The following is a 24,015-nucleotide window of genomic DNA, read 5'->3' on the forward strand; positions in this document are numbered from 1 at the left end:
CTGAAGAACGCGTCGCGGCAGCTGGAGCACTCGTACAGCGGGTCGCCTGAGCGGCGGTCGCGGCCGACGTACGCGTCGTCCATCACGCTCTGCCGTACGCCGGTCTGGAAGTGCAGGCGGGCGCGGGTGCCGTCCCACAGCGTCTCGCCGTTCGGTCCCGTACGCGGCGGCGCGACCCCGGCGGGCGGGGTGGTGGCGCTGCCCTGGGTGTCGCCCCGCAGGGCCCGCTGGCGGGCGGTCATCGGCGGCAGCGACTGCTCCATGGTGGAACGCCGCAGCGGCCGCCGGCCGGAGACCGTGACGCCGGTGTCGTCCGCGGGCGCCTGGGCGGTGATCCCGTCGAATGCGGCGACGTCGTTGACGACGTCCCACGCCTCGTCGCTCTCCGGCTCGAAGAGCAGCCAGGGGTCCGCGCCGACGGTCAGGACGTCGCCGGGCGCGCTGTCGGAGCCGACGATCACGTCGGTCTGGGGCGCGAGCACGTCGCCCCGGCGGGCCTGCGCGAGGTTCTGGGCGAAGCCGTCGGGCAGCGACGCGCTCTGACAGGAGACGAGGGCGAGGGGTGCGCCGGTGGGGACGACGTCCTGCAGAATCTGCGCGAGCTGGTCAGGGCTGAGGGTGACCGTGCCTTGGCCGTCCAGCAGTGGGGCGTGCACCCGCGTGCCGTCCCCATGGACGACGACGGCGCCGCCGGTGCCGGGTGGGACGAGGGTGCGGTCCTGGACCTGGTTCCACTGCTCGTCCGACAGCAGCGCGACGCCCCGGCGGTCGCCGGTGAGGGGGCGGATGAGCAGGGGCCGGCCGTCGGCGAGCCACGTACCGTCGTCGCGGCGTTCCAGGACCCGGGCCGGTTGGGGTGTCGGGGTGTCGACGCCCATGGTGAGGCCGCTCTGATCGCGGTACGGCTGGCCGACCCAGCGCGCGCCGCTGGAGTCCATGTAGCGGCTCTGGCTTCTGCTTCCGCGGCTGCGGTTGCAGGACCCGCACATGGCGCGCAGGTTCGGGGCGTCGTTCGCGGCGTCGCGGGCGTCCTCCAGGCGGATCGCTTCGGCGGTGCGGTACCAGCCGTTGCCGAGGTCGACGGTCCATTGCACGGGGTCGGTGTTGGCGTTGACGTACGACAGGATGCCGTCGATGTGGTCGATGTCGATGTCGCCCGCGGGGAAGGCGTTGGTGCAGCTCGCGCACTCGTAGACCGGGTCGCCGGTGCGGCGGCTGCGGCCCACGTACGCGTCGTTCATGACCTCCTGACGTACGCCGGTCTGGAAGTGCAGCCGGGCGCGGGTGCCGTCCCACAGCGCCTCGCCGTCCGGCCCGACCCGCGGCGGCGTGATCCAGGTGGGCGGGGTGTCGGCGCTCTGCGTGCTTCCCCGCAGGGCCCGCTGGCGCGCGGTCATCGGCGGTTCGGACTGGTCGAGCGTGGAGCGGCGCAGGCTTCGCCCGTGACGGCCGGAGACCGTGACGCCATTGGTGGTGTCGCCGGGAGCCTGCGAGGTGATCCCGTCGAAGTCCTGCACATCGTTGAGGACGTCCCAGGCCTCATCGCTGTCGGGTTCGTAGAGCAGCCACGGCTCGGCGCCGACGGTCAGGACGTCGCCGGGCTTGTCATCGGAGCCGACCACCACATCCGTCTGCGGGGCCAGGACGTCGCCGTCACGGGCCTGGGCCAGTTGCTGGGCGAAGCCGTCGGGCAGCGAGGCGCTCTGACAGGAGACCAGGGCGAGGGGTGCGTCGGTGGGTACGACGTCCTGCAGGATCTGGGCGAGCTGGTCCGGGGTCAGGGTGACGCTGCCCCGATCACCGAGGACGGGAGCGTGGACGACGGTGCCGTCCCCGTGGACCACGACGGCGCCACCCGCTCCCGGCGGGACGAGGGTGCGGTCCTGGACCCGATTCCACTGCTCGTCCGACAGAAGTGCGATGCCCTGACGATCGCCGGTGAGGGGGCGGATGAGCAGGGGCTGGCCGTCGGCGAGCCACGTACCGTCGTCGCGGCGTTCCAGGACCCGGGCCGGTTGGGGTGTCGGGGTGTCGACGCCCATGGTGAGGCCGCTCTGAGCGCGGTACGGCTGGCCGACCCAGCGCGCGCCGCTGCTGTCCATGTAACGGCTCTGGCTGAAGCGGCCACGGCTGCGGTTGCACGAGTCGCACATGGTGCGCAGATTGCGGGCGGCGTTGGCGGCGTCCTGCGCCTCCGACAGGGTGATGGCCTCCGCCGTGCGGAACCAGCCGTTGCCCAGGTCGACGGTCCACTGCACGGGGTCGGTGTTGGCGTTGACGTACGACAGGATGCCGTCGATGTGGTCGATGTCGATGTTGCCGGCCGGGAAGGCGTTGGTGCAGCTGGAGCATTCGTAGAGCGGGTCGCCCGTACGGCGGTCCCGGCCCACGTACGCGTCACGCATGGTGTCCTGGCGTACGCCGCTCTGGAAGTGCAGGCGGGTACGGGTGCCGTCCCACAGGGCCTCACGGTTGGGCCCGACCCGCGGCGGGCTGACCCAGGTGGGTGGGGTGTCGGCGCTCTGCGTGCTTCCTCGCAGGGCCCGCTGGCGCGCGGTCATCGGCGGTTCGGACTGGTCGAGCGTGGAGCGGCGCAGGCTGCGGCCGTGGCGGCCGGAGACCGTCACACCGGTGTCCCCGGCGGGCTCCTGGGACGAGATGCCGTCGAAGGCCTGGACGTCGTTGAGGACGTCCCAGGGCTGGTCGCTCTCCGACTCGAAGAGGAGCCACGGTTCCGCGCCGACGGTGAGGACGTCGCCGGGGGCGTCGTCGGAGCCGACGATCACGTCGGTCTGCGGAGCGAGGACGTCGCCGTCGCGGGCCTCGGCGAGCTGCTGGGCGAAGCCGTCCGGCAGCGAGGCGCTCTGGCAGGAGACGAGGGCGAGGGGTGCGTTGGTGGGTACGACGTCCTGCAGGATCTGGGCGAGCTGGTCCGGGGTGAGGGTGACCGTGCCTTGGCCGTCGAGGAGCGGGGCGTGCACGAGGGTGCCGTCACCGTGGACGACGACCGCGCCGCCTGCTCCCGGCGGGACGAGGGTGCGGTCCTGGACCTGGTTCCACTGCTCGTCCGACAGAAGTGCGATGCCCTGACGGTCGCCGAGGAGCGGACGGATGAGGAGCGGTTGGCCGTCGGCGAGCCACGTACCGTCGTCGCGGCGTTCCAGGACCTGGGCGGGCTGCGGAGCCGGGGTGTCGACGCCCATGGTGAGGCCATAGCTGGACTGAGGCGCCGGCGTCTGAACGCGGTACGGCTGGCTGGTCCAACGGGCGCCGCTGGAGTCCATGTAGCGGCTCTGGCTGGTGCTTCCGCGGCTGCGGTTGCAGGACCCGCACATGGCCCGGAGGTTGCGGGCGGCGTTGGCGGCGGCGCGGGCCTCGGCGAGGGTGATGGCTTCGGCGTCGCGGCGCCAGCCGTTGCCCAGGTCGACGGTCCAGTTCTCGGTCTCGGTGTTGGCGTGGACGTAGGACAGGATGCCGTCGATGTGGTCGATGTCGATGTCGCCCGCCGCGAAGGCGTTGGTGCAGCTGGAGCATTCGTAGAGCGGGTCGCCGCTGCGGCGGTCCCGGCCGACGTAGGCGTCGCGCATCGTCTGTTCGCGTACGCCGGTCTGGAAGTGCAGCCGGGTACGGGTGCCGTCCCACAGCGCCTCGCCGTTCGGTCCCACCCGCGGTGGCGTGATCCAGGTGGGCGGGGTGTCGGCGCTCTGGGTGTTACCTCGCAGGGCCCGCTGGCGCGCGGTCATCGGCGGTTCGGACTGGTCCAGGGTGGAGCGGCGCAGGGCGCGGCCGTGCCTGCCGGAGACGGTGACGCCGCCGGTGGTGTCGCCGGTCGGCTCCTGGGCGGTGATGCCGTCGAACTCGGCGACGTCGTTGATGACGTCCCACGGCTCGTCGCCCAAGGTCTCGGGCTCGAACAACAGCCACGGCTCGGCGCCGACCGTGAGGATCTGGCCCGGCGACTCGTCGGAGCCGACGACCACATCGGTGGGCGGAGCGAGGACGTCGCCGTCACGTGCCTCGGCGAGCTGCTGCGCGAAGCCGTCCGGCAGAGACGCGCTCTGGCAAGAGACCAGGGCGAGGGGCGCGTCGGTGGGTACGACGTCCTGCAGGATCTGGGCGAGCTGATCCGGGGTGAGCGTCACCGTGCCCTGCCCGCCCAGCACCGGGGCGTGCACGAGGGTGCCGTCACCGTGGACCACGACCGCGCCGCCCGCACCCGGGGGAACGAGCGTACGGTCCCGCACCTGGTTCCACTGGTCGTCCGACAGCAGGGCGATGCCTTGGCGGTCACCGTGGAGCGGACGGATGAGCAGGGGGTGACCGTCGGCGAGCCACGTACCGTCGTCGCGGCGTTCCAGCACGCGTGCCGGCGGCGGGGTGGTGGTGGTGCTCCCGGCGAGCTGGACCGGAAGCGGGTTCGCCGTCAGCGCCTGGTGCGTCCGGGCGGCGAGCTGGCGCAGCGTACGGGCGGCCTCGCGGTTGGGGTGGGCGGTGAAGATCTGCTTGATCTCCTCCTGCCGCGCCGGGGTGACGGGGTGGGTGCTCTGGAACGCGACGTCGGCGGCCGCGGTGATGAACCTCTGATCGGTGCCCTGATAGTCACCCGGGTACGTCGCGACCAGGTGTTTGATCTGGTCGGTCCAGGTGCCCTTGTCGGCGTGGCTCTGCGGGATGCTGTCCGGCCGGGCCGGGTCGTGGTTCTGCAGCAGCCGATCGCCATGGGTCTCGACGGCGAGTCGCTGGTCGAAGGTCGCCAGCCGGGCCTGATCGGGCGCGAGGTAGCGGCGGTTCTGGTTGAGCGAGTCGACCAGACCCCGGCCCTCTTTCGAGGTGTACGTCAGCGTGTTCGAGTTCGGCGACCGTACGCCGAACGTGATGTCGTTCTCCAGCCGGGAGCCGTCGACGCGGATGAAGGTGTTCGGCTCCGGCAGGTAGACCGCGCGGGAGTCCACGCCGGCCATGGCTTCGCGTACGGCGAGGTCGCGGGCGTTGGCGCTGCGCACGACCGGGCTCGAAGGCGCCGCGAGCTGGTATCCGCCGCTGATCAGGTGCGCGTCGGGGTTACGCGTGACCGTGTCGTCGGCGCGGTCGAACAGGCCCGCCAGCGACTGGACGTCGGCGTCGCCGGTGTGCACGAAGGTCGAGTTGTTGCCGCCCTGCTGCTGCAACTGTTCCAGCAGCTGCTCGGTCTGCGGGTGCCGGATGAGCGATTCGCGGATGGCCCCGTACGGGATGGTGTCCTGTTCGGGCCGGCCACCGGCGGGGATCGCCGGGTTGTTCCAGGTGAAGCCGACGACGACCACGGGGAAGCCGGGGTCGTTCGCGGCCAGGACGGAGTCGACCTTGGCTTGGATCTGATGCGGCGTGACGTTCCCGGACCAGCCGTTGACACCGATCACGAGGCCGAAGCGTCCCTCGGCGGAGGTGCCTGCGAAGCCGGCGGCGTACCGGTTGATCAGGGTGCCGAGGTCGGTGTCGGTCGTGACCGGCACCGTCGCGAGGTACGCCGGCGCGTCCTGGTTGGTGTCGTTGCGCGGGCGCAGGGTGCCGATCTGCCGGGTGGTCTCCACCGGGGCGAAGCGGAAGTCGCGCTGAGCCTGCTGGAACGGTGCGGAGCCGCTCGGAACCATGACGGGACCACGGTCCACCCCCATGGTGAGGCCGGTCCGGACGCGGTACGGCTGGCCGACCCAACGCGCGCCGCTGCTGTCCATGTAGCGGCTCTGGCTGGTGCTTCCCCGGCTGCGGTTGCAGGGCCCGCACATCGTCCGCAGGTTGCGAGCGGCGTTGGCGGCGTCCCGGGCGTCGGCCAGCGTGATGGCCTCCGCGGTACGCCGCCAGCCGTTGCCGAGGTCGACGGTCCACTGCACGGGGTCGGTGTTGGCGTTGACGTACGACAGGATGCCGTCGATGTGATCGATGTCGATCTCGTCGGCAGGGTAGTAGTCGTTGCAGCTCGAGCACTCGTAGAGCGGGTCGCCCGTCCTCCGGTCACGGCCGACGTAGGCGTCGCTCATGGTGTCCTGGCGTACGCCGGTCTGGAAGTGCAGCCGGGTACGGGTGCCGTCCCACAGCGCCTCGCCGTCGGGGCCGACCCGCGGCGGGGTGATCCACGTGGGCGGGGTGTCGGCGCTCTGGGTGCTTCCCCGCAGCGCCCGCTGGCGCGCTGTCATCGGCGGTTCGGACTGGTCAAGGGTCGAGCGGCGCAGGCTTCGCCCGTGCCTGCCGGAGACGGTCACGCCGTCGGTGGTGTCGGTGGGGGCCTGGGCGGTGATGCCGTCGAAGTCCTGAACGTCGTTGAGGACGTCCCAGGGCTGGTCGCTCTCCGACTCGAACAGCAGCCACGGCTCCGCGCCGACGGTCAGGACGTCGCCGGGAGCCTGGTCGGAGCCGACGATGACGTCGGTCTGCGGGGCGAGGACGTCGCCGTCGCGGGCCTGAGCCAGCTGCTGGGCGAAGCCGTCCGGGATGGAGGCGCTCTGGCAGGAGACCAGGGCGAGGGGTGCGTCGGTGGGGACGACGTCCTGCAGGATCTGCGCGAGCTGGTCGGGGGTGAGCGTGACCGTGCCCTGGTCGCTGAGCACCGGCGCGTGGATGACCGTGCCGTCGCCGTGGACGACGACGGCGCCGCCGGTGCCGGGTGGGACGAGGGTGCGGTCCTGGACCTGATTCCACTGGTCGTCGGAGAGCAGGGCGATGCCCTGACGATCGCCGGTGAGGGGGCGGATGAGCAGCGGCTGGCCGTCGGCGAGCCAGGTGCCGTCGTCGCGACGTTCCAGGACCGCTGCCGGTTGCGGAGATCGGGTCTCGGTCCCCGTCTGCGTTCCCGGCTCAGTTTGTGGTGCCGTCTGCGGATTCGGGTCCGGGTCCGGGGTTGTGGAGGGCGCCGTGTCCGGGAGGTCGACGCCCATGGTGACGCCGCCGTACGACGTGGACTGCGCGGCCGGGGCCTGGGCCCGGGTCGGCGGACCGACCCAGCGGGCGCCGCTGGAGTCCATGTAGCGGCTCTGGCTGGTGCTTCCCCGGCTCCGGTTGCAGGAGCCGCACATCGTCCGCAGGTTCGGGGCGTCGTTCGCCGCGTCGCGCGCGTCCTGCAGGGTGATGGCCTCGGCGGTACGGGACCAGCCGTTGCCCAGGTCGACGGTCCACTGGATCGGATCCGTGTTCGCGTTGACGTACGACAGGATGCCGTCGATGTGGTCGATGTCGATGTCGCCGGCCGCGAAGTCGTCGTGACAGCTCGCGCACTCGTAGCGAGGATTGCCCCGGCGGTCGTCGCCGACGTAGGCATCGTTCATGACGTCCTGGCGTACGCCCGTCTGGAAGTGCAGGCGGGCCCGCGTGCCGTCCCACAGCGCCTCGCCGTTCGGGCCGGTACGCGGCGGGTTGACCCACGTCGGCGGGGTGTCCGCATCGTTCTGCCCGGCGCCGCGCATCGCGCGCTGCCGGGCGGTCATCGGCGGTAGCGACTGCTCGACCGTGGAACGGCGAAGGTTACGGCGGCCCGAGGCGGTGACACCGGTCTGCTCGGTGCCGGTGGTCGCGGCGGGCGGGGCCTGCGACGTGATGCCGTCGAAGTCGTGGACATCGTTGACGACGTCCCACGCCTCGTCGCTGTCCGGTTCGAACAGCATCCACGGCTCGGCCCCGTCCGTGAGCACCTGCCCCGGGTCGGAGTCGGCGCCCACCACGACGTCGGAGGTCGGCGCGAGAACGTCGCTCCGGTTCGCCTCGGCGAGCTGCTGGGCGAAGCCGTTCCCGAGCGATCCGGTGTTGCAGGACACCAGGGCGATGGGCGTACCCGGGCTGTCGACGACGTGCGCGAGCTGTTCCGGAGTGAGCGCGACCATCCCGGTCGTACCGTCGGGGTTGCGCACGGGCGCGTGGACAACGGGCCCGGCGCCGTGCACCACGACCGCTGTGGAGGCGCCCGGCGGGAGCAGCGGCCGGTTCTCGAGCTTGGCCCAGTCGCTGTCGGAGACCAGGACGATGCCGGGGCGGTCGCCGGGCAGCGGACGTACCGCCACGGGCCGGCCGTCGGCCACCCACGTACCGTCCGGCTGCCGGGTCAGCTCGGTGACCGGCGGGACGGTGTTCGTGCTGCTCACCGGAGGGGCGACGGCCGGAACCGGGCCGGGGTCCTGCGCCTGCTCCGGCGCGGTGTCGTTCTGCTGCGGGGCCGTGTCGGTCTGGGTGGGCGTGGTGTCGGCCTGGTGGGGGGTGGTGTCTGCCTGGACGGGTGGGGTGTCGGCCTGGGTGGGTGGGGTCTCGCTCTGCACCGGCGGCGCGACCGGATCGACGACGATCGGCTGCGGCCCGGGTGCCTGCGGCCCAGGTGCCTGCGGCCCAGGTGCCTGCGGTACGACGGTCTCGGGCGTGGACTGCTGCGGCCCGGTTTGGGGTGCCGGGCCGGTCTGCGGGGCCGGGCCGGTCTGGGGTGTTGTGCCGCTCTGGGGTGCTGGGCCGGTTTGGAGCGCCGGACCGGTTTGCGGGGCTGGGCCGGTTTGCGGGGCCGGGCCGGTTTGCGGGGCTGGGCCGGTCTGCGGGGCCGGGCCGGTCTGCGGGGCCGGGCCGGTTTGAGGTGCTGGGCCGGTTTGCGGGGCTGGGTCGGTCTGCTGGCTCGGGTTCTGCGGGAGCTGGGCGTCCGGACTGGTCGATGGGGACGGTCCGGTCGCCGACGGGCTGTTCGGCCCGGGCTGCGCAACCGGAGCACCAGGGGACTCAGCACCCGGCGAGGGCTGCACGACCGGTGGCGCGGTGTTCGGCTGCTGCTGCAGGGGCTGCTGCTGGCCCGGCTGCTCGGGGGTGCCCGGCTGGGTCGCGGGTTCCGGGGAGACGATGCCAGTGTCGGTCTGGGGGTTGACCGAGCCGGGGTCCGTGTTCGGCAGCGGGGCGGGTGTCGACTCGAAGCCCGGCAGCCCGCCCGGGACAGCGGTGGGCGACTGGTTTGCCGAGCCGGCCGGCGGCACAACCCCGTCGCGCGCCTGGTCACCGGGAAGTGGACCGGGCTGCTGCTCCCCCTGAGGCGCGGGCTGCCCCTGAGGTGCGGGCTGGCCTTGAGGCGCAGGCTGGCCTTGAGACGCAGGCTGGCCTTGAGGCGCAGGCTGGTTCTGTGGCGCGGGCTGGTTCTGTGGCGCGGGCTGGGCGTGGGGAGCGGTCTGGCCGTTGGGCGTCTGCACGTCGCCCGGTGACGGGTTGGCACCGAGCTGGACGCCGGGCGAGTTCTGGCCCGGTGCCGGACCCGGGGCCTTCACGTCCGGACCCACCTGCTTCTGCGCAGGCGGCGAGTACGGCGGCGGGTTGTCACCCTGCACGGCCGGCGGCGAGTTCTCGCCCTTGCCGACCGGCGCCGGGGAGTAGGGGGGTGGGTTCTCGCCGGTGGCCGGTGGCTGGTTCTGCGTGTCGCCCACCTGTGGCGAGTACGGCGGCGGGTTCTCGCCGTCGCCCGTCCAGGGTGGATTCCCGCCGTCCACGGCGGATGGCTGCGGCGTCTGTTCCCCTCCCGGTTTGGGGGAGTAGGGCGGCGGGTTCTCCCCGGCCGGCGGCTGGGCGCCCGGCGGCGGCTTGAGGTTCGCGCCCGACGGGGGGAGGTTCTGGTCGAGCTGCGGCGGCGGGCCCGCCATGTGGTTGCCGAGGTTGTGGGCCCCGTGCTCCAGGTACGAGTGGACGTAGTTGGACGTCAGGGTGCCGGGGTTCCAGAAGTCCCCGCCGCCGCCAACGGCCATGTTGCCGAGGCCCTCGAAGACGGTCTCGCCGAGGCCGGACAGCGTTTCCCGGCTGAACATGTGCTTGTTCACCCAGGGGACGAAGTGGCCGCCGACGATGGACGTCGCGGCGGCGCCGGCCGCGGTGATCAGGGCGGCGAGGAAGGACTTGAGCAGGTCCATCGTGTCGATGCCCTTTTTGTTGCCCTCGCCGATCTGCCACAGCTGGGCCGCGAGCCCCTGCCAGACCTCCTCGAACCCTTCCTGGACGCCCTCGATGCTGATCCGGGCGAGGATCTGCATGAGCTTGCTGCGCAACGCGTTGATGATCGCCCGGACGAACTCCTGGCCGATCTTGATCAGGGCCGGCACGACGAGCTGGCCGCCGGGGGTGGCCATCGCGATGGCGATCTGCACGACCTGGGTGAAGGCCGCGATGATGATGTTGTACTGGCCGTTCTCCGAGTTCAGGGCGTACTCGTAGGAGCTGCCGCCGAGCTGGTTCGCCAGGTTGCCACCGGTGGGCACGTGCCGCGTGATCGTCGTCTGGAACTGGGCGAAGGCGTCCGCGGCCGGGCCGGTGAGGCTGCCGCCGAGCTGGTTGCCCAGGTTGGCGGTCTGGTACATGCCGTTGATGAGGGTGCCCGCGAACTGGTACAGCTCGTCGCCCATGGCACGCAGCGCGGTGGGGTCGGCTTCCGGGTACTCCTCACCGACCCCGAACAGGATGAGGTCGTACGCCCACTGCCATTCGGGGTCGTTGGGGATGTGGAAATCGGGCATGGAAGGTTCGGGTGGTCCCGCTCAGAGGTCCGTGACGATCGGTACGGCCGTACCGTCCGGAGCGAAGCTGACGAAGAACGGCTCGTAACCGGGCGCGGTGGGGTCGACCGACGGGTTGTCCTTCACGACGTACAGCGGGCCCTCCGGTGACGTGATCGGCTGCCCGTCGGCGTCGGTGATCGTGTGCCCCGGCGTGATCGGGGTGATCGACTGGTAGAGGTTGGCGTCGATGCGGGTCGTGCCGTCCGGGAACGTCGTGAGGCCCCGCAGCTGAAAGCCCTCGGCCAGCGGCACGCCGTCGATGCGGGCGTTCTGCCAGCCGGCCTGCTGGTAGTACGCGGAGATGGCCGGCATGGCCGGCATGGCGGGCATGGCCTCTTCCGCGGGCAGGAGCCGGCCGCGCAGGCGGGCCATCGGCGCGCGCTCGACCCGGGCCGCCTCGTACGCGACGGGTTCCTCTTCCTCGCCGGGGCGTACGGACTTGTAGACCTGCTTCGCCTCGAGGCGGCTGAGCCGGCCCTCGGGCGGCACGAAGCGGCCCTCGCCGGCGGTCCGGAAGACGGGCTGGTCCGCCTCCAGCTCGGTACTGGGCGCCCGATTGCTCACCACCCTCGCGTTCAGGCGCGCGAGCCGCGGCGTCTCGCCCTCCTGGATGGCCTCGCGGCGGTTGAAGACGCCCTGCGGCAGGTCGTCGAAGTTGCCGGCGAGGTAGTGGCCCATCTCGGCGGCTTCCTCGTCGGTCTTGCGGTACAGGTGGCCGCTCTGGCGCAGCCCCTCGGAGGTGTACGTGAGGGTGCCCTTGACGCTGCCGATGATCCCGTCGAGGGCGTCGAGGCCCTCCAGGAACTTCTGCGAGAACGCCTGCCCCATGTCGTCGTCGCCCCAGCTCTTGCCGTACCGGTTGCGCAGCTGCTCGAGCTGGGTGACGTAGCCCTCGTACAGGGCGCCGTGCTCGGCGTACGAGTCGCCGAGCTGGACGACGCCCTCGGGATCGACCCACATCTGGCCCCGGGGTTCGCCGCTCATCGTTCGGCTCGGCCCAGGTTGAGGAACTCCCGCACGCTCGTGGCCATCCGCGGTTCGGCCGGCAGGAACATGTCGGCGCCGGCGGTGCCCCGGGCCAGCTGCTGCGCGTCCATGCCCTCCGGGAGTACGGGTGCCAGCAGCTCGGCGGTCTGCTGCACGACCTGTTCCTTGGCCTCCGCGTACGTCTGCAGGATGACGGCGGTGAGCTCGGCCGGGGCGAGCCGCTTGTACGCGCCGGTCGGGAACGTGACGTCGGTGAGCGTGCCGTTCTGCCCGACCGTCACGGTGACCTCGCGCCGGGGCGATGTGGCGGAGACCGAGATCTCCCGCATCTTCTGCTGCATCGTCGTCAGGCTCGAGCGCTGCCGCTCGTACTCCTGGAACAGGTGCTCGATGCGCTGGTTGAAGTCCATCAGCCCGGTCTCCCTTCCCCTCGGCCGATCCCAGTAGAGGGCGGTGTCCGGGCGCGTACCAAGGGATCGGCGGGAGTGGGGGACGAAAGTGCAGGCGTTCTTCCCGAGCTTTCCGCCGGTCCCCGGTGCGGGTGGGTCGAAGAAGGCAGATCGGGGACGACGTTCGGACATCCGCGGCGTTCCGCCTTGCCCTGACACGTCGACATCCATCAACACTCTTTTCTGCGAACGCCGGACCGCGCGATGCGTCCGGCGTCGTCCCCCAGACGAGTACGACGAAAGGAGTGTCGCTGTGGCCAATCCAGTGGTGCAGACATCCGAGCAGGGCATGCAGGCGGCCGGTCAGGAGTTCTCGGACCGAGCGACCCAGTTCACGAACACTCTGCAGACCATCAACTCCCAGATGGCTGCCCTGCAGGCCACCTGGACCGGTGACGCGTCCAAGGGCTTCAACAACGCGATGGACAGCTGGGAGCGCTCGTTCCAGAAGGTCATCAACGAGCTGCTCACCATGCTCGAAGTCATGGGCGTGACCACGAAGGGCTACCGCGACGCGGAGGACAAGGCCGCGAATGCGGCCCACTCGTTCGCATCGGCCCTGCCCGGCATCTGACCCCGGCCGTCGCCCCACCGCCCGCTCAGAAAGGAACACGGTGTCCAACTACCGTTTCGACTTCAACACGGCTGACGCCACGCTCTACGACATGAACAAGATCAACACCGACATCAAGACCGCGCTCGGCGACATGGAGCGCTACGTCGAGAAGTCGCTGCAGGACTGGACCGGTGACGCGCAGGCCCAGTACCACGTGTCGAAGGCCGCGTGGAACCAGGCCGCCAACGAGATGACGGTCTACCTCGACCAGGCCCGGGTCACGCTGGAGCAGATCTCGGACAACTACGGCACCACCGAGCAGCGGCACGCGGCCATCTGGAACGACGTCCGCGGCGGCTGATCCCGCCGCCGGCTGCCGTGTCCGATCGGCGCGGTGGCCGGCAGTCCCGCCGGCCCGGAGTCATGACCCGGGCCGTCGGCGTCTGTCCCCTCCCGGTGAAGCGCCCGAGAAAGGCCGTGCGCCATGGCAATCGATTTCAACACCCCCACCGACGAGTCGATCGAGGCCGTCGGAATCCTCGACAAGTGGAACCAGGACCACCACAAGCCGGAGAACTGGATCCAGAACCTGGTGGACCGGGTCCAGGCCGACATCCAGCGGAACCAGCCCAGCAATCCGAACTACCCGAACCGGTTCAACTTCGAGGGGTACACGCAGGAGGAGAAGGACGCCTACAACTACTACAAGAACGAGGTCATCGAGACCGAGCACTGGAAGAAGATCGTCGCGGACTACCAGAAGAAATCCGCGAACAAGGACAGCGTCGAGTACGAGCACAAGCCCGGCGAGAACAACAACTACGGCGTCAACGGCGATTCCGGTTTCGCGCCGCCCGTCGTGCACGAATGGAGCGACTCGCAGAAGCAGGGCAACGGCGTCGCCGTGAACACCCAGGCGCTGCAGCACTTCGTCAAGCAGCTCGAGGCGATCGAGCCGGACGGCACCGGGGGGCTCGCCTGGAAGGCCCGGGCAGAGATCGAGAAGGTCAACCTCAAGCCCGGCGGTTTCGCGAAGGCCGAGCTGCTGCGCCGCAAGATCCAGGGGACCGGCGGCAACGACGACGGCCTGCGCGGCGACACGATGGAACTGCTCATGACGGTGCACCAGGCCATCTACAACCTGCGCAAGAACCTCACCGCCATGATCAAGGAATACGAGACCGGCGAAGAGCTCAACAAGATGACCGGTGACCAGCTGACCGAGGCCATGGAGACCGCCTGGGCCGAGATCGCGAAGCTGAAGAACAACGGCACCGGAAGCTCCACGGACCTTCCCCAGGGCACCCCCGACCCCCAGTTCAACACCTGACGGCGGGCGCCGCCCCCGCCCCGCGCACGTAGTCCTACCTGGAGGAGAACTCCCGCCATGCCCGAGGATCCGAAGAAGGAGAACTGGCAGAGGGACGTCGACCCGTCTGCCACCTTCATGCAGGAGCAGATCGACGTCTCCGACCTCGAGGACTACAAGAAGTGGGTGCACGAGGACCCGCCCGGCTGGCGCAAGATCAAGGCGTCGGTGTACGGGGGCGCCGCGCTGGGCAACGACGACGCCCGGGCGCTGGCCAAGTCGCTCGTGGATCCCCAGTCGCTGGCCGACGCGTCGGGGGCGTTCCAGCTGGCGTACCAGACGCTGAGCTGGCTCGAGAACATGCTGCGGGACCACTCGCACGCCATCGCGGGCAAGGACAAGGCGTGGCAGGGGCCGGCGGCCGACGCCTTCCTCGCGAAGATGGACTGGTTCGCCGAGTTCCTCGGTAACCAGGCCGAGCACATCGCCGGCGCGGACGGCACCAACGGCACCCAGTCGGTGCCCAACCAGCTGTGGAACAGCGCCCGGTACCTCGCCTGGGCGCAGGACGCGATCAATCACATCGACGTGGCGTGGGCGCAGATCGCGTCGGCCGACGGCGCACCGACGGGCAGCAACGGGGTCGCCATCAGCAAGACCCGGTTCGCCAAGCCGATGACCGAGCAGATGGCCCAGGTCGTCGACCAGCTCGCCACGCAGTACCAGATGACGTACAGCGCGGTGACGCCGCCGACCGGTACCGGCGATCCCAAGATCACGGCGGCCCCGATACCGTCGAACCCGTTCAACCTCACCTCGATCACGCCGCCGAACCTCACCACGCTGAAGCCTCCGCCGCTGCCCACGCCGCCGGGCAACAACCTGACGCCGCCGGGGAACAACCTCACCCCGCCGGGGAACAACCTCACGCCGCCGGGCAACAACCTCACGCCGCCGGGGAACAACCTGACCCCGCCGGGGAACAACCTGACCCCGCCGGGGAACAACCTGACCCCGCCGGGGGTGGACGGACCGCCCGGTCTGGAGAACCCGAACGGCGGCCCGCAGGACGTGAAACCGCCCTCGGTGGACGGTCCGCCGGACATGTCGGCGCTGGGCGACGGGCCCGAGAACCTCACCGCGCCCGAAGTGGAGGGTCCGCCCGGGCTGGACGGCCCGGGTTCCGGGAACGGCAACTTCGACGTCCCGCAGGTGGACGGCCCGCCCGGTACGGGCACCGGCACGGGTACCGGCCCCGGCTTCATACCGCCGGTGGTGCCGCAGGGTCCGGGCGCCTCGGGCGTCAGTGACCGTGACCGCCCCGGGGCGGGCCTCGGCGACGTCAACCCGCCCTCGGTGCCGAAGGCGCCCGGCCTGGACGACCTGCCCGGTGCCGGCGGCGTCGGCGGGGGCGGACCCGGCGCCGGCGGGATCGGCGACGTGGACCCGCCGACGATCCCGAGCGCCCCGGGCGCGTCCGACGCGTTCGGCCCCGGCGTCAACGCCCCGGGTACGGGCGGCGGCATGCCGTTCATGCCCGGTGGCGGCCCGGCCGGTGGCGGCATGGGCGGCGGTTCCGGCGGGGGGATCCCCGAGCGGCCGGACGCCTCCGGCCTGCTCGGCGGTGACGAGAACGACTGGACCCCGGGTACGGGCGCGGTCGACGTGCCGGACGCACCGGGCGGCGCGAACCCGGGTGGTGCGGGGCTGGGTGGTATTCCGCCGATGCCGGGGATGCCCGGTGGTGGTCCCGCGGGTGGCGGTGCCGGTGGTGGCATCCCGGAGCGCCCGGATGCCTCCGGCCTGGTCGGTGGCGAGCCGTCGGACTGGGAGTCGCCGGGCTCGGGTGTGGACATCCCGGACGCGCCGAGCGGTGCGGTGCCGGGTGGTGCGGGGCTGGGCGGGATTCCGCCGATGCCGGGGATGCCCGGTGGTGGTCCCGCGGGTGGCGGTGCCGGTGGTGGCATCCCGGAGCGCCCGGATGCCTCCGGCCTGGTGGACGGCCAGCCGTCGGACTGGGAGTCTCCAGGTACGGGCGTCGACATCCCCGACGCGCCGAGCGGTGCGGTGCCGGGTGGTGCGGGGCTGGGCGGGATTCCGCCGATGCCGGGGATGCCCGGTGGTGGTCCCGCGGGCGGTGGTGCCGGTGGTGGCCTGCCGGAACGCCCGGACGCCTCCGGCCTGGTCGACGGCGATCCGACGGAGTGGCAGCCCGGCGAGGTCGGCGGCGTACCGGACGCGCCGAGCGGTGCGGTTCCCGGCGGTGCGGGTCTCGGTGGGATCCCGCCGATGCCGGGGATGCCGGGCGGTGGGCCCGCAAACGGTGGTAGCGGGTTGCCGGAGCGGCCGGACGCCTCCGGGCTCGTCGACGGGGATCCGGCGGAATGGCAGCCCGGCGATCCGAGCGGCGTGCCCGACGCGCCCGGAGGCAGCGCCCCCGGCGGCATGGGCCTCGCCGGAGGACCGCCCGCGCCGGTCGAGAGCCCGGCGGACGGGACGCCCGCCCCGGTGGAGGGCCCGGCTGACCCCGGGACGCTCGCTCCGGGCGTACCGATGATGCCTGGTTTTCCCGGTGGGGCCGGCGGCGCCGGACCGCGGGAGAAGGAAGCGGAACGTCCCGACTCCGCCGGGCTCGTCGACGGCGATCCGCAGGAGTGGGAGACCGGCGCTGCCGGCGACGAACCCGGTGCGCCTCAGGGCGCCGCTCCCGGCGGTGCCGGCCTGGGCGTCGTGCCGCCACCACCGGTGGACCCGGCGACCGGCTGGCACGAGGGCGTGACGGTGCCCGGGGTGGGGATCCCGCCGGTGCTGACCGGTGTGCCCGAACCGGAGGAGCGGGAGCAGGCGAAACGCCCGGAAGCCGCGGAGCTGCTGGCCGAGGAGGAGCCGGCGTGGGCCGGTGAGCAGCGCGGCGAGCCGGTGGAACCCGGCGCCCCGGCCGACGACCGGGTGCCCGTGCTGCGGGCCGACGACGGCAACGGCGACCGGTCCGCGTGGGACGACACGGGCCAGTCCTGGTGGCTGCACGGCGACGGGCCCGAGCGTGAGGAAAGGCTGACCGATGCGTGACCACGAGCCCGGCGCGACGTCGGGACTGCCGGTGTGGCGGCGCAACCGCTCCGCGACCGCGCCGATGTTCGAGGAGAACGAGTTCCCGATGCAGTGCGGCGGGCCGGACCTGACGCTCGCCGAGACCGAGGCGTACCTGAAGGAGCAGGAGCAACAGCGCAAGCGCGAGAAGGAGGAGGCGGAGGCCCGGGAGCGGGAGGAGGCCGAGGAGCGGCAGGCGGCCCGGCACCCGTCGCTGGGCGCGTCCGACGAGCGCAATGACGAGGACGAGGACCGGATCGCCGAGCGCTACCGCAACGACCGCTACTCGGTGAAGCTGCTGCGCCAGGACGAGTCCGTCTGGGGTGGCGGCGGCGCGGACAGCGGGATGCTCGGATGAGTACGGTCACCGTCAAGCGACCGCCGCGCGCGGCCGGCCCCGAGGCGCCCGACGGCGAGATCGAGCTCCAGGAGCCGCCGCTGATGGCGGAGGAGGCGCCGCTCGACTTCCGCTCCTTCGCGATGATCGTGCCGATGGGCCTCGGCATGGGCGCCATGATGGCGATGTTCGGCCTCTACAGCCGGGCCCCGATCATGTACGTGATGGGCGGCGCGATGGCCGTCGGCATGCTGCTCATGGGCGTCATGCAGATCGGCAAGGCAGCCTCCGACCGCAAGCGCAAGATGCGCGGCGAACGCCGGGACTTCCTGCGGTACATCGCCCAGCTGCGCAAGCAGGCCCGGGCGGCCGCCGACCAGCAGCGCCAGTTCGTGCTCTGGAACAACCCGCAGCCGGAGTGGCTGTGGTCGGTCGCGATGAGCTCCCGGCTGTGGGAGCGGCGGCCCAGCCACGACGACTTCGGCCGGGTCCGCATCGGACTCGGCCGGCAGGGCGCGATGCTGCGGTTCCTGCCGCCGCAGACCAAGCCCATCGAGGACCTGGAGCCGCTGGCCTCGATCTCGCTGCGCCGGTTCTCCGAGGCGTACCGGACGGTGTCGGGCATCCCGGTCTCCGTGGGCCTGCGCAGCTTCACCTCGATCGAGCTCGAGGGCGACGCCGACGCGGCGGTGGACCTGGTCCGGGCGATGGTGGCGCAGCTGGTCACCTTCCACGCCCCGGACGACCTGCGGGTGGCCGTCCTCGCCCCGGAGGTGCACCGCGGCAACTGGGACTGGATCAAGTGGCTGCCGCACAACGCCCATCCGACCGCGTTCGACGCCGCGGGACCCGTACGCCTCTTCGCCGGCGCCCACGACGAGCTGATGGACCTGCTCGGGCCGGAGGTGACCGACCGGGGTGACCACGACCGGTCCACCCGGCCGTCGTCCACCGAGCCGTTCGTGGTGATCGTCGCGCACCTGGCCGACCTGCCGGACAGCTCGCGGCTGCTCGGCGCGGGGCTGCGCAACGTCGTGCTGCTGGACCTCACCGGCGCCATGCCCGGCGGCCCCAAGGTGCTGCGACTGACCATGAAGGACGACGTCGTCGAGTTCCCGGCCGGCGAGACGGTGGGTTCCGCCGTCCGCGACGCCCTCGGCGTGGTGCCTGCCGAGTCGCTGGCCCGGCTCATCGCGCCGAAGCGCACCAGCGGCACGCTCGACGTGGTCGAGGAGCCGCTCGAGACCAGCTTCGACCTGACCACGCTGCTGGGCATCCGCGACGCCAACACGTTCGACGTCCAGCAGCTGTGGCGGTCCCGGCTGCCGCAGCGCAACCGGCTGCAGGTGCCGATCGGCGTGACCGAGGACGGCGAGGTCATCGAGCTCGACCTGAAGGAGTCCGCGCAGGGCGGCATGGGCCCGCACGGCCTGCTCATCGGCGCGACCGGCTCCGGCAAGAGCGAGCTGCTGCGGACGCTGGTCTGCGCGCTCGCCGCCACCCACAGCTCCGAGATCCTCAACCTGGTCCTCGTCGACTTCAAGGGCGGCGCGACCTTCATCGGCATGGAGAAACTGCCGCACACCTCGGCGGTCATCACGAACCTCGCCGACGAGCTGCCGCTGGTCGACCGCATGCAGGACGCGCTCAACGGTGAGATGACCCGGCGCCAGGAAATGCTGCGGGCCAGCGGGTACGCCTCGCTGTTCGACTACGAGAAGGCCCGGGCGAACGGCGCGCAGCTGGTGCCGTTCCCGGTGCTGCTCATCATCGTCGACGAGTTCAGCGAGCTGCTGTCCAGCAAGGGCGAGTTCATGGACCTGTTCGTCTCGATCGGACGGCTGGGCCGCAGCCTCGGCGTGCACCTGCTGCTCGCCTCCCAGCGCCTGGACGAGGGGCGGATCAACCGGGTCGAGGGGCACCTGTCGTACCGGCTGGCGCTGCGGACGTTCTCCTCGATGGAGTCGCGGGCGGTCATCGGCGTGGGCAAGGCGTACGAGCTGCCACCCGAGCCCGGCAACGGCTACCTCAAGGTCGACACCACGAACCTCGTACGGTTCAAGTCGGCGTACGTGTCCGGCCCGTACGCGGGTAAGGGTCTGATCGGCGGCGCCGAGGCGGGCGACGAGCCGGCTGTGGCCGAGGAGATCGTCCCCTTCACCACCCGGCAGGTCGCGGTCCGCCACGACCCGGGCCGGGCGCGCCCCGCCGAGTCGCCGGCGGAGGAGGAGGCCGCGGCCGAGACGCCGTCCGGTCCCAGCCTCGTCGAGGTGCTGCTCAACCGGCTCGCCGGATCCGGACCGCCGGCCCGGCAGGTGTGGCTGCCGCCGCTGTCGTCCGCGCCGAGCCTCGACTCGCTGCTGCCCAGCGTGGTCCCCGACCCGGTACGCGGCATGACCGTCGCGGACCCGTCCGCCCAGGGCCGCCTGCGGGTGCCCGTCGGCATCGTCGACCGGCCGCAGGAGCAGCTGCGCGAGCTGCTCACAGTGGACCTCGGTGGCGCGGACGGACACGTCGGCATCGCCGGTGCCCCGCAGAGCGGCAAGTCGACCCTGCTGCGCAGCCTGGTGCTGTCGCTCGCGCTGACGAACACCCCGCGGGAGGTGCAGTTCTACGGGCTGGACTTCGGCGGTGGCGGCCTGGCCTCGATCGCCGGCCTGCCGCACGTCGGCTCGATCGCGACGCGCATGGAACGCGACCGGGTGGTACGCACGCTCGAGGAGGTGCTCCAGGTGATGGAGCGCCGAGAGGCCGAGTTCGCCGGGCGCGGGCTGGACTCCATGACGTCGTACCTGGCGGCGCGGGCCCGCGGGGAGATCGACGACCCGTTCGGCCACGTGTTCCTCGTCGTCGACGGCTGGTACACGATGAAGCAGGACTTCATGGATCTGGACACGAAGTTCCAGGAGATCGCCTCGCGCGGCCTGTCGTTCGGGGTCCACGTCGTCGTCACCGCCACCCGCTGGTCGGAGATGCGGACCTGGCTCCGCGACCTCATGGGTACCAAGCTGGAGCTGCGGCTCGGCGACCCGATGGAGTCCGACGTCGGCTCCCGCAAGGCCGCGACGGTGCCGAACCAGGCGGGCCGCGGGCTCACCGGCGACGGGCTGCACTTCCTCGGCGCGCTGCCGCGCACCGACGGCAGCTCGGAGACCGGCGACCTGGCCGAGGCCACCAAGTCGGTCGTCGAGGAGATCGGCACGTTCTGGACCGGCGCGCCGGCTCCGGCCGTACGGATGCTGCCGACCCGCCTGCCGGCCGACCAGCTCCCGGACCCGCAGCCGGACTTCAAGGTGTGCATCGGCCAGGACGAGCAGCGGCTCGAGCCGGTCTGGCACGACTTCATGGTCACGCCGCACATGCTCGTGTTCGGTGACAGCGAGACCGGCAAGACGAACATGCTGCGGCTGGTGCTGCGCGCCATCCAGCGGCATTACACGCCGGAGCAGGCGAAGGTCGTGCTCGGTGACTCGCGGCGCGACCTCGACACCGCCATTCCGGCGGCGTACCAGGTGGGATCGGGTATCACCGGCGACGCGCTGTACGAGCTCGCCGGCCAGGCCTCCGTCTCGATGAACCGGCGGGTGCCCGGCGCGGAGATCTCGTCCGAACGGATGCGCCGGCGCGACTGGTGGGAGGGGCCCGAGCTGTTCGTCGTCGTCGACGACTACGACCTGATGACCAAGGGCGTCGGGGTCGGCTCGAGCCTGGAACCGCTGCTCCCGCTGCTCGCCCAGGGTGTCTCCATCGGACTGCACGTGATCGTCGCGCGCAGCACGTCCAGCGCGATGCGGGCCATGATGGACCCGGTCGTGCGCCGTATCTGGGAGCTGGGCAACCCGGCGACCCTGTTCTCGTACCCGAAGGAAGAGGGCAGATTCCTCGGCGAGGCGCCTCCGCGCCGGCTGCCGGCGGGACGCGCCCAGCTCGTCACCCGTCGCGGCGTGAAGCTGATGCAGACGGGCCTCGTCAGCGAAGGGAGCCGCGGGTGACCACGGCCACGACCGGCGAGCTCTGCCGGATCACCGTCATCGGACCGGAGCGCAAGGTCGACCTGGCGGTGCCGTCGACCACCACGGTGGCCACGCTGCTGCCCGTCCTGCTGCACCACACCACCGCGGGCCGCCGGCCCGACGCGGACACCCCGGAAGGCGCCTGGGTGCTGCAGCGGCTGGGGCAGCCGCCGTTCGAGCTGACCGGTACGCCGGAGAGCCTCGACTGGCTGGAAGGCGAGGAGCTGTACCTGCGCCAGGCCGAGGACCCGCTGCCGGAGCTCGACTTCGACGACCTGGCCGAGGGCGTCGCCACGGTGGTGAACCGGCGCGACGACCGGTGGCAGCCCGAGTACCGCCGGGTGCTGTTCCTGCTGCTCTCGGTCGTGGCCATGGGTGCCATCTCGGCCGTGCTCGTCGACCGCGGCCCGGTGCTCCCGCAGGTCGTCGCCGCCGGGGTGCTCGCCGCGATCTTCTTCACCTCCGCGCTCGTGGCCGGCCGCAAGCTGACGGACGGGGCGTTCGCGCTGCTGTTCAGCTCGGCGGCGAGCGGGTTCGCGGCGCTGGCCGCCTCCAGCGCGGTCGACGGGGATCCCGAGGGCATCGCCTGGACCGGTCCCGCCGTGCTCGCCGGCTCGGTGGCCTGCGTCGTCGTGGTCGCGCTGCTGCTGCTCCTGCAGCGTACGGTGATCCCGGGCCTGCCCTTCGCCTCGCTGCTGGTGGTCGGGGTGACCGGGCTCGTGGTGATCGGGGTGCTGCTGCTGCGCACCGGCTCGGCGATGACGACGCAGCGCACCGCCGCCACCGCGATCGCCCTCATCTTCGCGGTCATCGTGCTGGCGCCGCGGGTGGCGGTGAAGCTGTCCCGGCTGCGGGGCCCGCAACTGCCCAAGACCGGCGAGGACATGTCGTACGACATCGAGCCGGTCCCCTCCGACCAGGTGCGGGAACGGGCCGACCACGCGGACACGTACCTGACCGTGGCGATGTGCTCGTCGGCGTTCGTGCTGCCCGTCATGTTCTTCTTCACCATGCAGGTGCCGGGGTGGTCGGGCTGGACGATGGTGCTGGTGGTATCCAGTGCAATCCTGTTGCGCGCCCGTACCTTCTTCGGTCTGTGGCAACGGATCGCGCTCGTCGTCGCCGGTACCGTCGGCTACCTCATGGTCATCATGAAGTTCTCCGATCTGTGGACGCCGGGCTGGCGGTACGCGCTGCTGGGCGGCCTGCTGGCGGCGATCGTGCCGCTCGTGCTGGCCGCGTTGCGACCGTGGCCGCGCCGGCTGCTGCCGTTCTGGGAGTACTCGGCCACGTTCCTCGACGTGGCGACGGGCGTGGCGGTCCTGCCGGTGCTCGCACAGGTCATGGGCACGTACGCCTGGGCCCGCGGGCTGTTCGGGTAGGCCGGCATGCAGACCCAGCGCGACCACGTCCACGCACACACCTTCATGATGGGCCGGCTCAGCTCCGCGCTCGTCGAGGGTGACCCGACCAGCGCGGAGATCCCGGGCCGCCGGGCGCTGACCGGTGTTCTGCTCGGCATCCTCGTCGTGGTGCTGGTGGCCGGCGGCTTCGCCGTCTACGGCTGGATCGTCCCGGGCGGCAGCAAGGCGTTCCGGCAGGCCGGCGCGATCCTCGTGGAGAAGGAGAGCGGCAACCGGTACGTCTACCTCGACGGCATGCTGCGCCCCACCCCGAACCTCACCTCGGCGATGCTGGTGCAGGGCGCGTCGGCCAAGGTCAAGCTGATCTCGCAGAACTCGCTGAAGGACATCCCGCGCGGGCCGGCCATCGGCATCGCGAACGCGCCGCAGACCGTACCGACGGCGAAGGACCTGGTGTCCGGGCCCTGGCTCACCTGCCTGCCCGGCTCGGTGGTCGAGGACCCGGTCGACGGCCTCGGGGTCAACCTGGACCCGCGTGCGCCCTCCGAGCCGTTGCCTGCCGACCGGTTCAGCGTGGTTCGCGGCGGTGGCAAGACCTATCTGATCGCTCTGGGCCGCAAGTTCCTCGTGCAGGACGACGCCGTGCTCGTGGCGCTGGGCGCGGCGAACGTACGGCCCACCCGCGCGCCGCAGATGTGGCTCGACTGGTTGCTCGACGGCCCGGCCCTCGGCCCCGCGAAGATCGAGGGAGCCGGGTCGAACGGGCCCAAGGTCGGCGGGAAGCGCTACCCGGTCGGCACCCTGTTCCGGCAGCGCCCCGCCGTGGGCGACGAGCAGTTGTTCGTGCTGCGCCGCGACGGGCTGGCGCCGTTGAGCCGTACGGAATTCCTCCTCGCCGACGCCGACCGCGGCGGCCGGCCCGTCGACGTGGACGCGGCGGCCATCGTCGACGCCCCGCGGTCGGCGGACCGGTCGCTGACCGACCGGCTGCCCGACCTCGCCGCCCTGCGCTGGCAGGACGCCGGCGACCGGGTGCTCTGCCTGCGCCAGCAGCCCGTCGCGAAGGACGTCGTCGCGAGCATGCCGGTCCTGACCAGCCGGGGCCAGTCGGCGGTGACCGACCAGGGCAAGCCCTATGTGTACGTCCGCCCGGCCACCGGCATGGTCGTGGCGCCCGTGCCGCAGACGTCGCAGTTCCGCGCCGAGGCGTCGCTCATCTCCGACGAGGGGGTCGCGTACCCCCTCGCGGACCAGCAGACCGCCTCGGCGCTGAAGCTGGACAAGGTCGGCCTCGTCCCGTTCCCCCGGAGCCTGCTGGCGGCGCTGCCGCAGGGACCGTTGCTGAGCCGAGCCGCCGTCGCCGGCGGCGCAGGGAGGTAGA

General features: G+C 71.8%; 11 protein-coding genes (1 of these 11 only partly in view). 8 read left to right on the plus strand and 3 right to left on the minus strand.

Annotated elements, in window-relative coordinates; genetic code table 11:
• The 3 genes in view from IT780_RS28880 to IT780_RS28890 are tightly spaced (at most 21 nt apart) and all read right to left on the minus strand, a layout consistent with a single transcriptional unit that may run on beyond the window.
• On the minus strand, positions 1 to 10,487 hold the beginning of the coding sequence (locus tag IT780_RS28880) for a DUF8616 domain-containing protein (RefSeq protein WP_199514950.1). Its footprint begins 17,644 nt before the window's first position; only the first 10,487 of its 28,131 coding nucleotides appear in the window; its start codon is at positions 10,485 to 10,487; the stop codon falls past the left edge of the window.
• A 21-nt stretch (positions 10,488 to 10,508) separates the two neighbouring features.
• A complete protein-coding gene (locus IT780_RS28885) occupies positions 10,509 to 11,513 on the minus strand; it encodes a WXG100 family type VII secretion target (RefSeq protein WP_199514951.1) in 1,005 nt (334 codons plus the stop codon).
• Positions 11,510 to 11,926 carry a YbaB/EbfC family nucleoid-associated protein gene (locus IT780_RS28890; protein ID WP_199514952.1) on the minus strand — a complete coding sequence of 139 codons (417 nt, stop codon included), beginning with the start codon at positions 11,924 to 11,926 and terminating at the stop codon, positions 11,510 to 11,512. Before IT780_RS28890 ends, IT780_RS28885 begins: the two co-directional genes overlap by 4 nt.
• Before the next feature lie 292 nt (positions 11,927 to 12,218).
• Between IT780_RS28890 and IT780_RS28895 the strand changes: the two genes are divergently transcribed.
• The 8 genes from IT780_RS28895 (at position 12,219) to eccB (ending at position 24,014) form a co-directional block, all read left to right on the plus strand.
• Positions 12,219 to 12,539 (plus strand): WXG100 family type VII secretion target, encoded by a 321-nt coding sequence (locus tag IT780_RS28895; RefSeq protein ID WP_199514953.1) that lies wholly within the window; start codon positions 12,219 to 12,221, stop codon positions 12,537 to 12,539.
• A 40-nt stretch (positions 12,540 to 12,579) separates the two neighbouring features.
• Complete coding sequence (locus IT780_RS28900) at positions 12,580 to 12,882, plus strand: WXG100 family type VII secretion target (protein ID WP_199514954.1); 303 nt, start codon at positions 12,580 to 12,582, stop codon at positions 12,880 to 12,882.
• 123 nt (positions 12,883 to 13,005) lie between these two features.
• The gene (locus IT780_RS28905; protein ID WP_199514955.1) at positions 13,006 to 13,851 is read left to right on the plus strand and encodes a hypothetical protein; all 846 of its coding nucleotides are present in this window, start codon (positions 13,006 to 13,008) and stop codon (positions 13,849 to 13,851) included.
• Positions 13,852 to 13,908: 57 nt separating this feature from the next.
• Positions 13,909 to 16,899 (plus strand): hypothetical protein, encoded by a 2,991-nt coding sequence (locus tag IT780_RS28910; RefSeq protein ID WP_199514956.1) that lies wholly within the window; start codon positions 13,909 to 13,911, stop codon positions 16,897 to 16,899.
• Positions 16,892 to 17,278, plus strand: coding sequence for a hypothetical protein (locus IT780_RS28915; protein WP_199514957.1), 387 nt, complete (start codon positions 16,892 to 16,894; stop codon positions 17,276 to 17,278). Before IT780_RS28910 ends, IT780_RS28915 begins: the two co-directional genes overlap by 8 nt.
• Positions 17,275 to 21,249, plus strand: coding sequence for a type VII secretion protein EccCa (eccCa, locus tag IT780_RS28920; protein WP_199514958.1), 3,975 nt, complete (start codon positions 17,275 to 17,277; stop codon positions 21,247 to 21,249). The genes IT780_RS28915 and eccCa overlap by 4 nt, the downstream gene beginning before the upstream one ends.
• Complete coding sequence (gene eccD, locus IT780_RS28925; RefSeq protein ID WP_199514959.1) at positions 21,246 to 22,652, plus strand: type VII secretion integral membrane protein EccD; 1,407 nt, start codon at positions 21,246 to 21,248, stop codon at positions 22,650 to 22,652. The genes eccCa and eccD overlap by 4 nt, the downstream gene beginning before the upstream one ends.
• A gap of 6 nt (positions 22,653 to 22,658) precedes the next feature.
• Positions 22,659 to 24,014, plus strand: a complete 1,356-nt coding sequence (eccB, locus tag IT780_RS28930) for a type VII secretion protein EccB (RefSeq protein WP_199514960.1) — start codon at positions 22,659 to 22,661, stop codon at positions 24,012 to 24,014.
• The last annotated feature ends 1 nt before the right edge of the window (position 24,015 follow it).

It is taken from the genome of Nucisporomicrobium flavum (assembly GCF_016464385.1).
GTDB lineage: Bacteria > Actinomycetota > Actinomycetes > Mycobacteriales > Micromonosporaceae > Actinoplanes > Actinoplanes flavus_A.

Bases quoted from the DNA above. Each gene is read 5' to 3' on its own strand.
- IT780_RS28885 (WP_199514951.1), bottom strand. From the start codon at position 11,513: ATGAGCGGCGAACCCCGGGGCCAGATGTGGGTCGATCCCGAGGGCGTC.
- IT780_RS28890 (WP_199514952.1), bottom strand. From the start codon at position 11,926: ATGGACTTCAACCAGCGCATCGAGCACCTGTTCCAGGAGTACGAGCGG.
- IT780_RS28905 (WP_199514955.1), top strand. From the start codon at position 13,006: ATGGCAATCGATTTCAACACCCCCACCGACGAGTCGATCGAGGCCGTC.
- IT780_RS28910 (WP_199514956.1), top strand. From the start codon at position 13,909: ATGCCCGAGGATCCGAAGAAGGAGAACTGGCAGAGGGACGTCGACCCG.
- IT780_RS28915 (WP_199514957.1), top strand. From the start codon at position 16,892: ATGCGTGACCACGAGCCCGGCGCGACGTCGGGACTGCCGGTGTGGCGG.
- eccCa (WP_199514958.1), top strand. From the start codon at position 17,275: ATGAGTACGGTCACCGTCAAGCGACCGCCGCGCGCGGCCGGCCCCGAG.
- eccB (WP_199514960.1), top strand. From the start codon at position 22,659: ATGCAGACCCAGCGCGACCACGTCCACGCACACACCTTCATGATGGGC.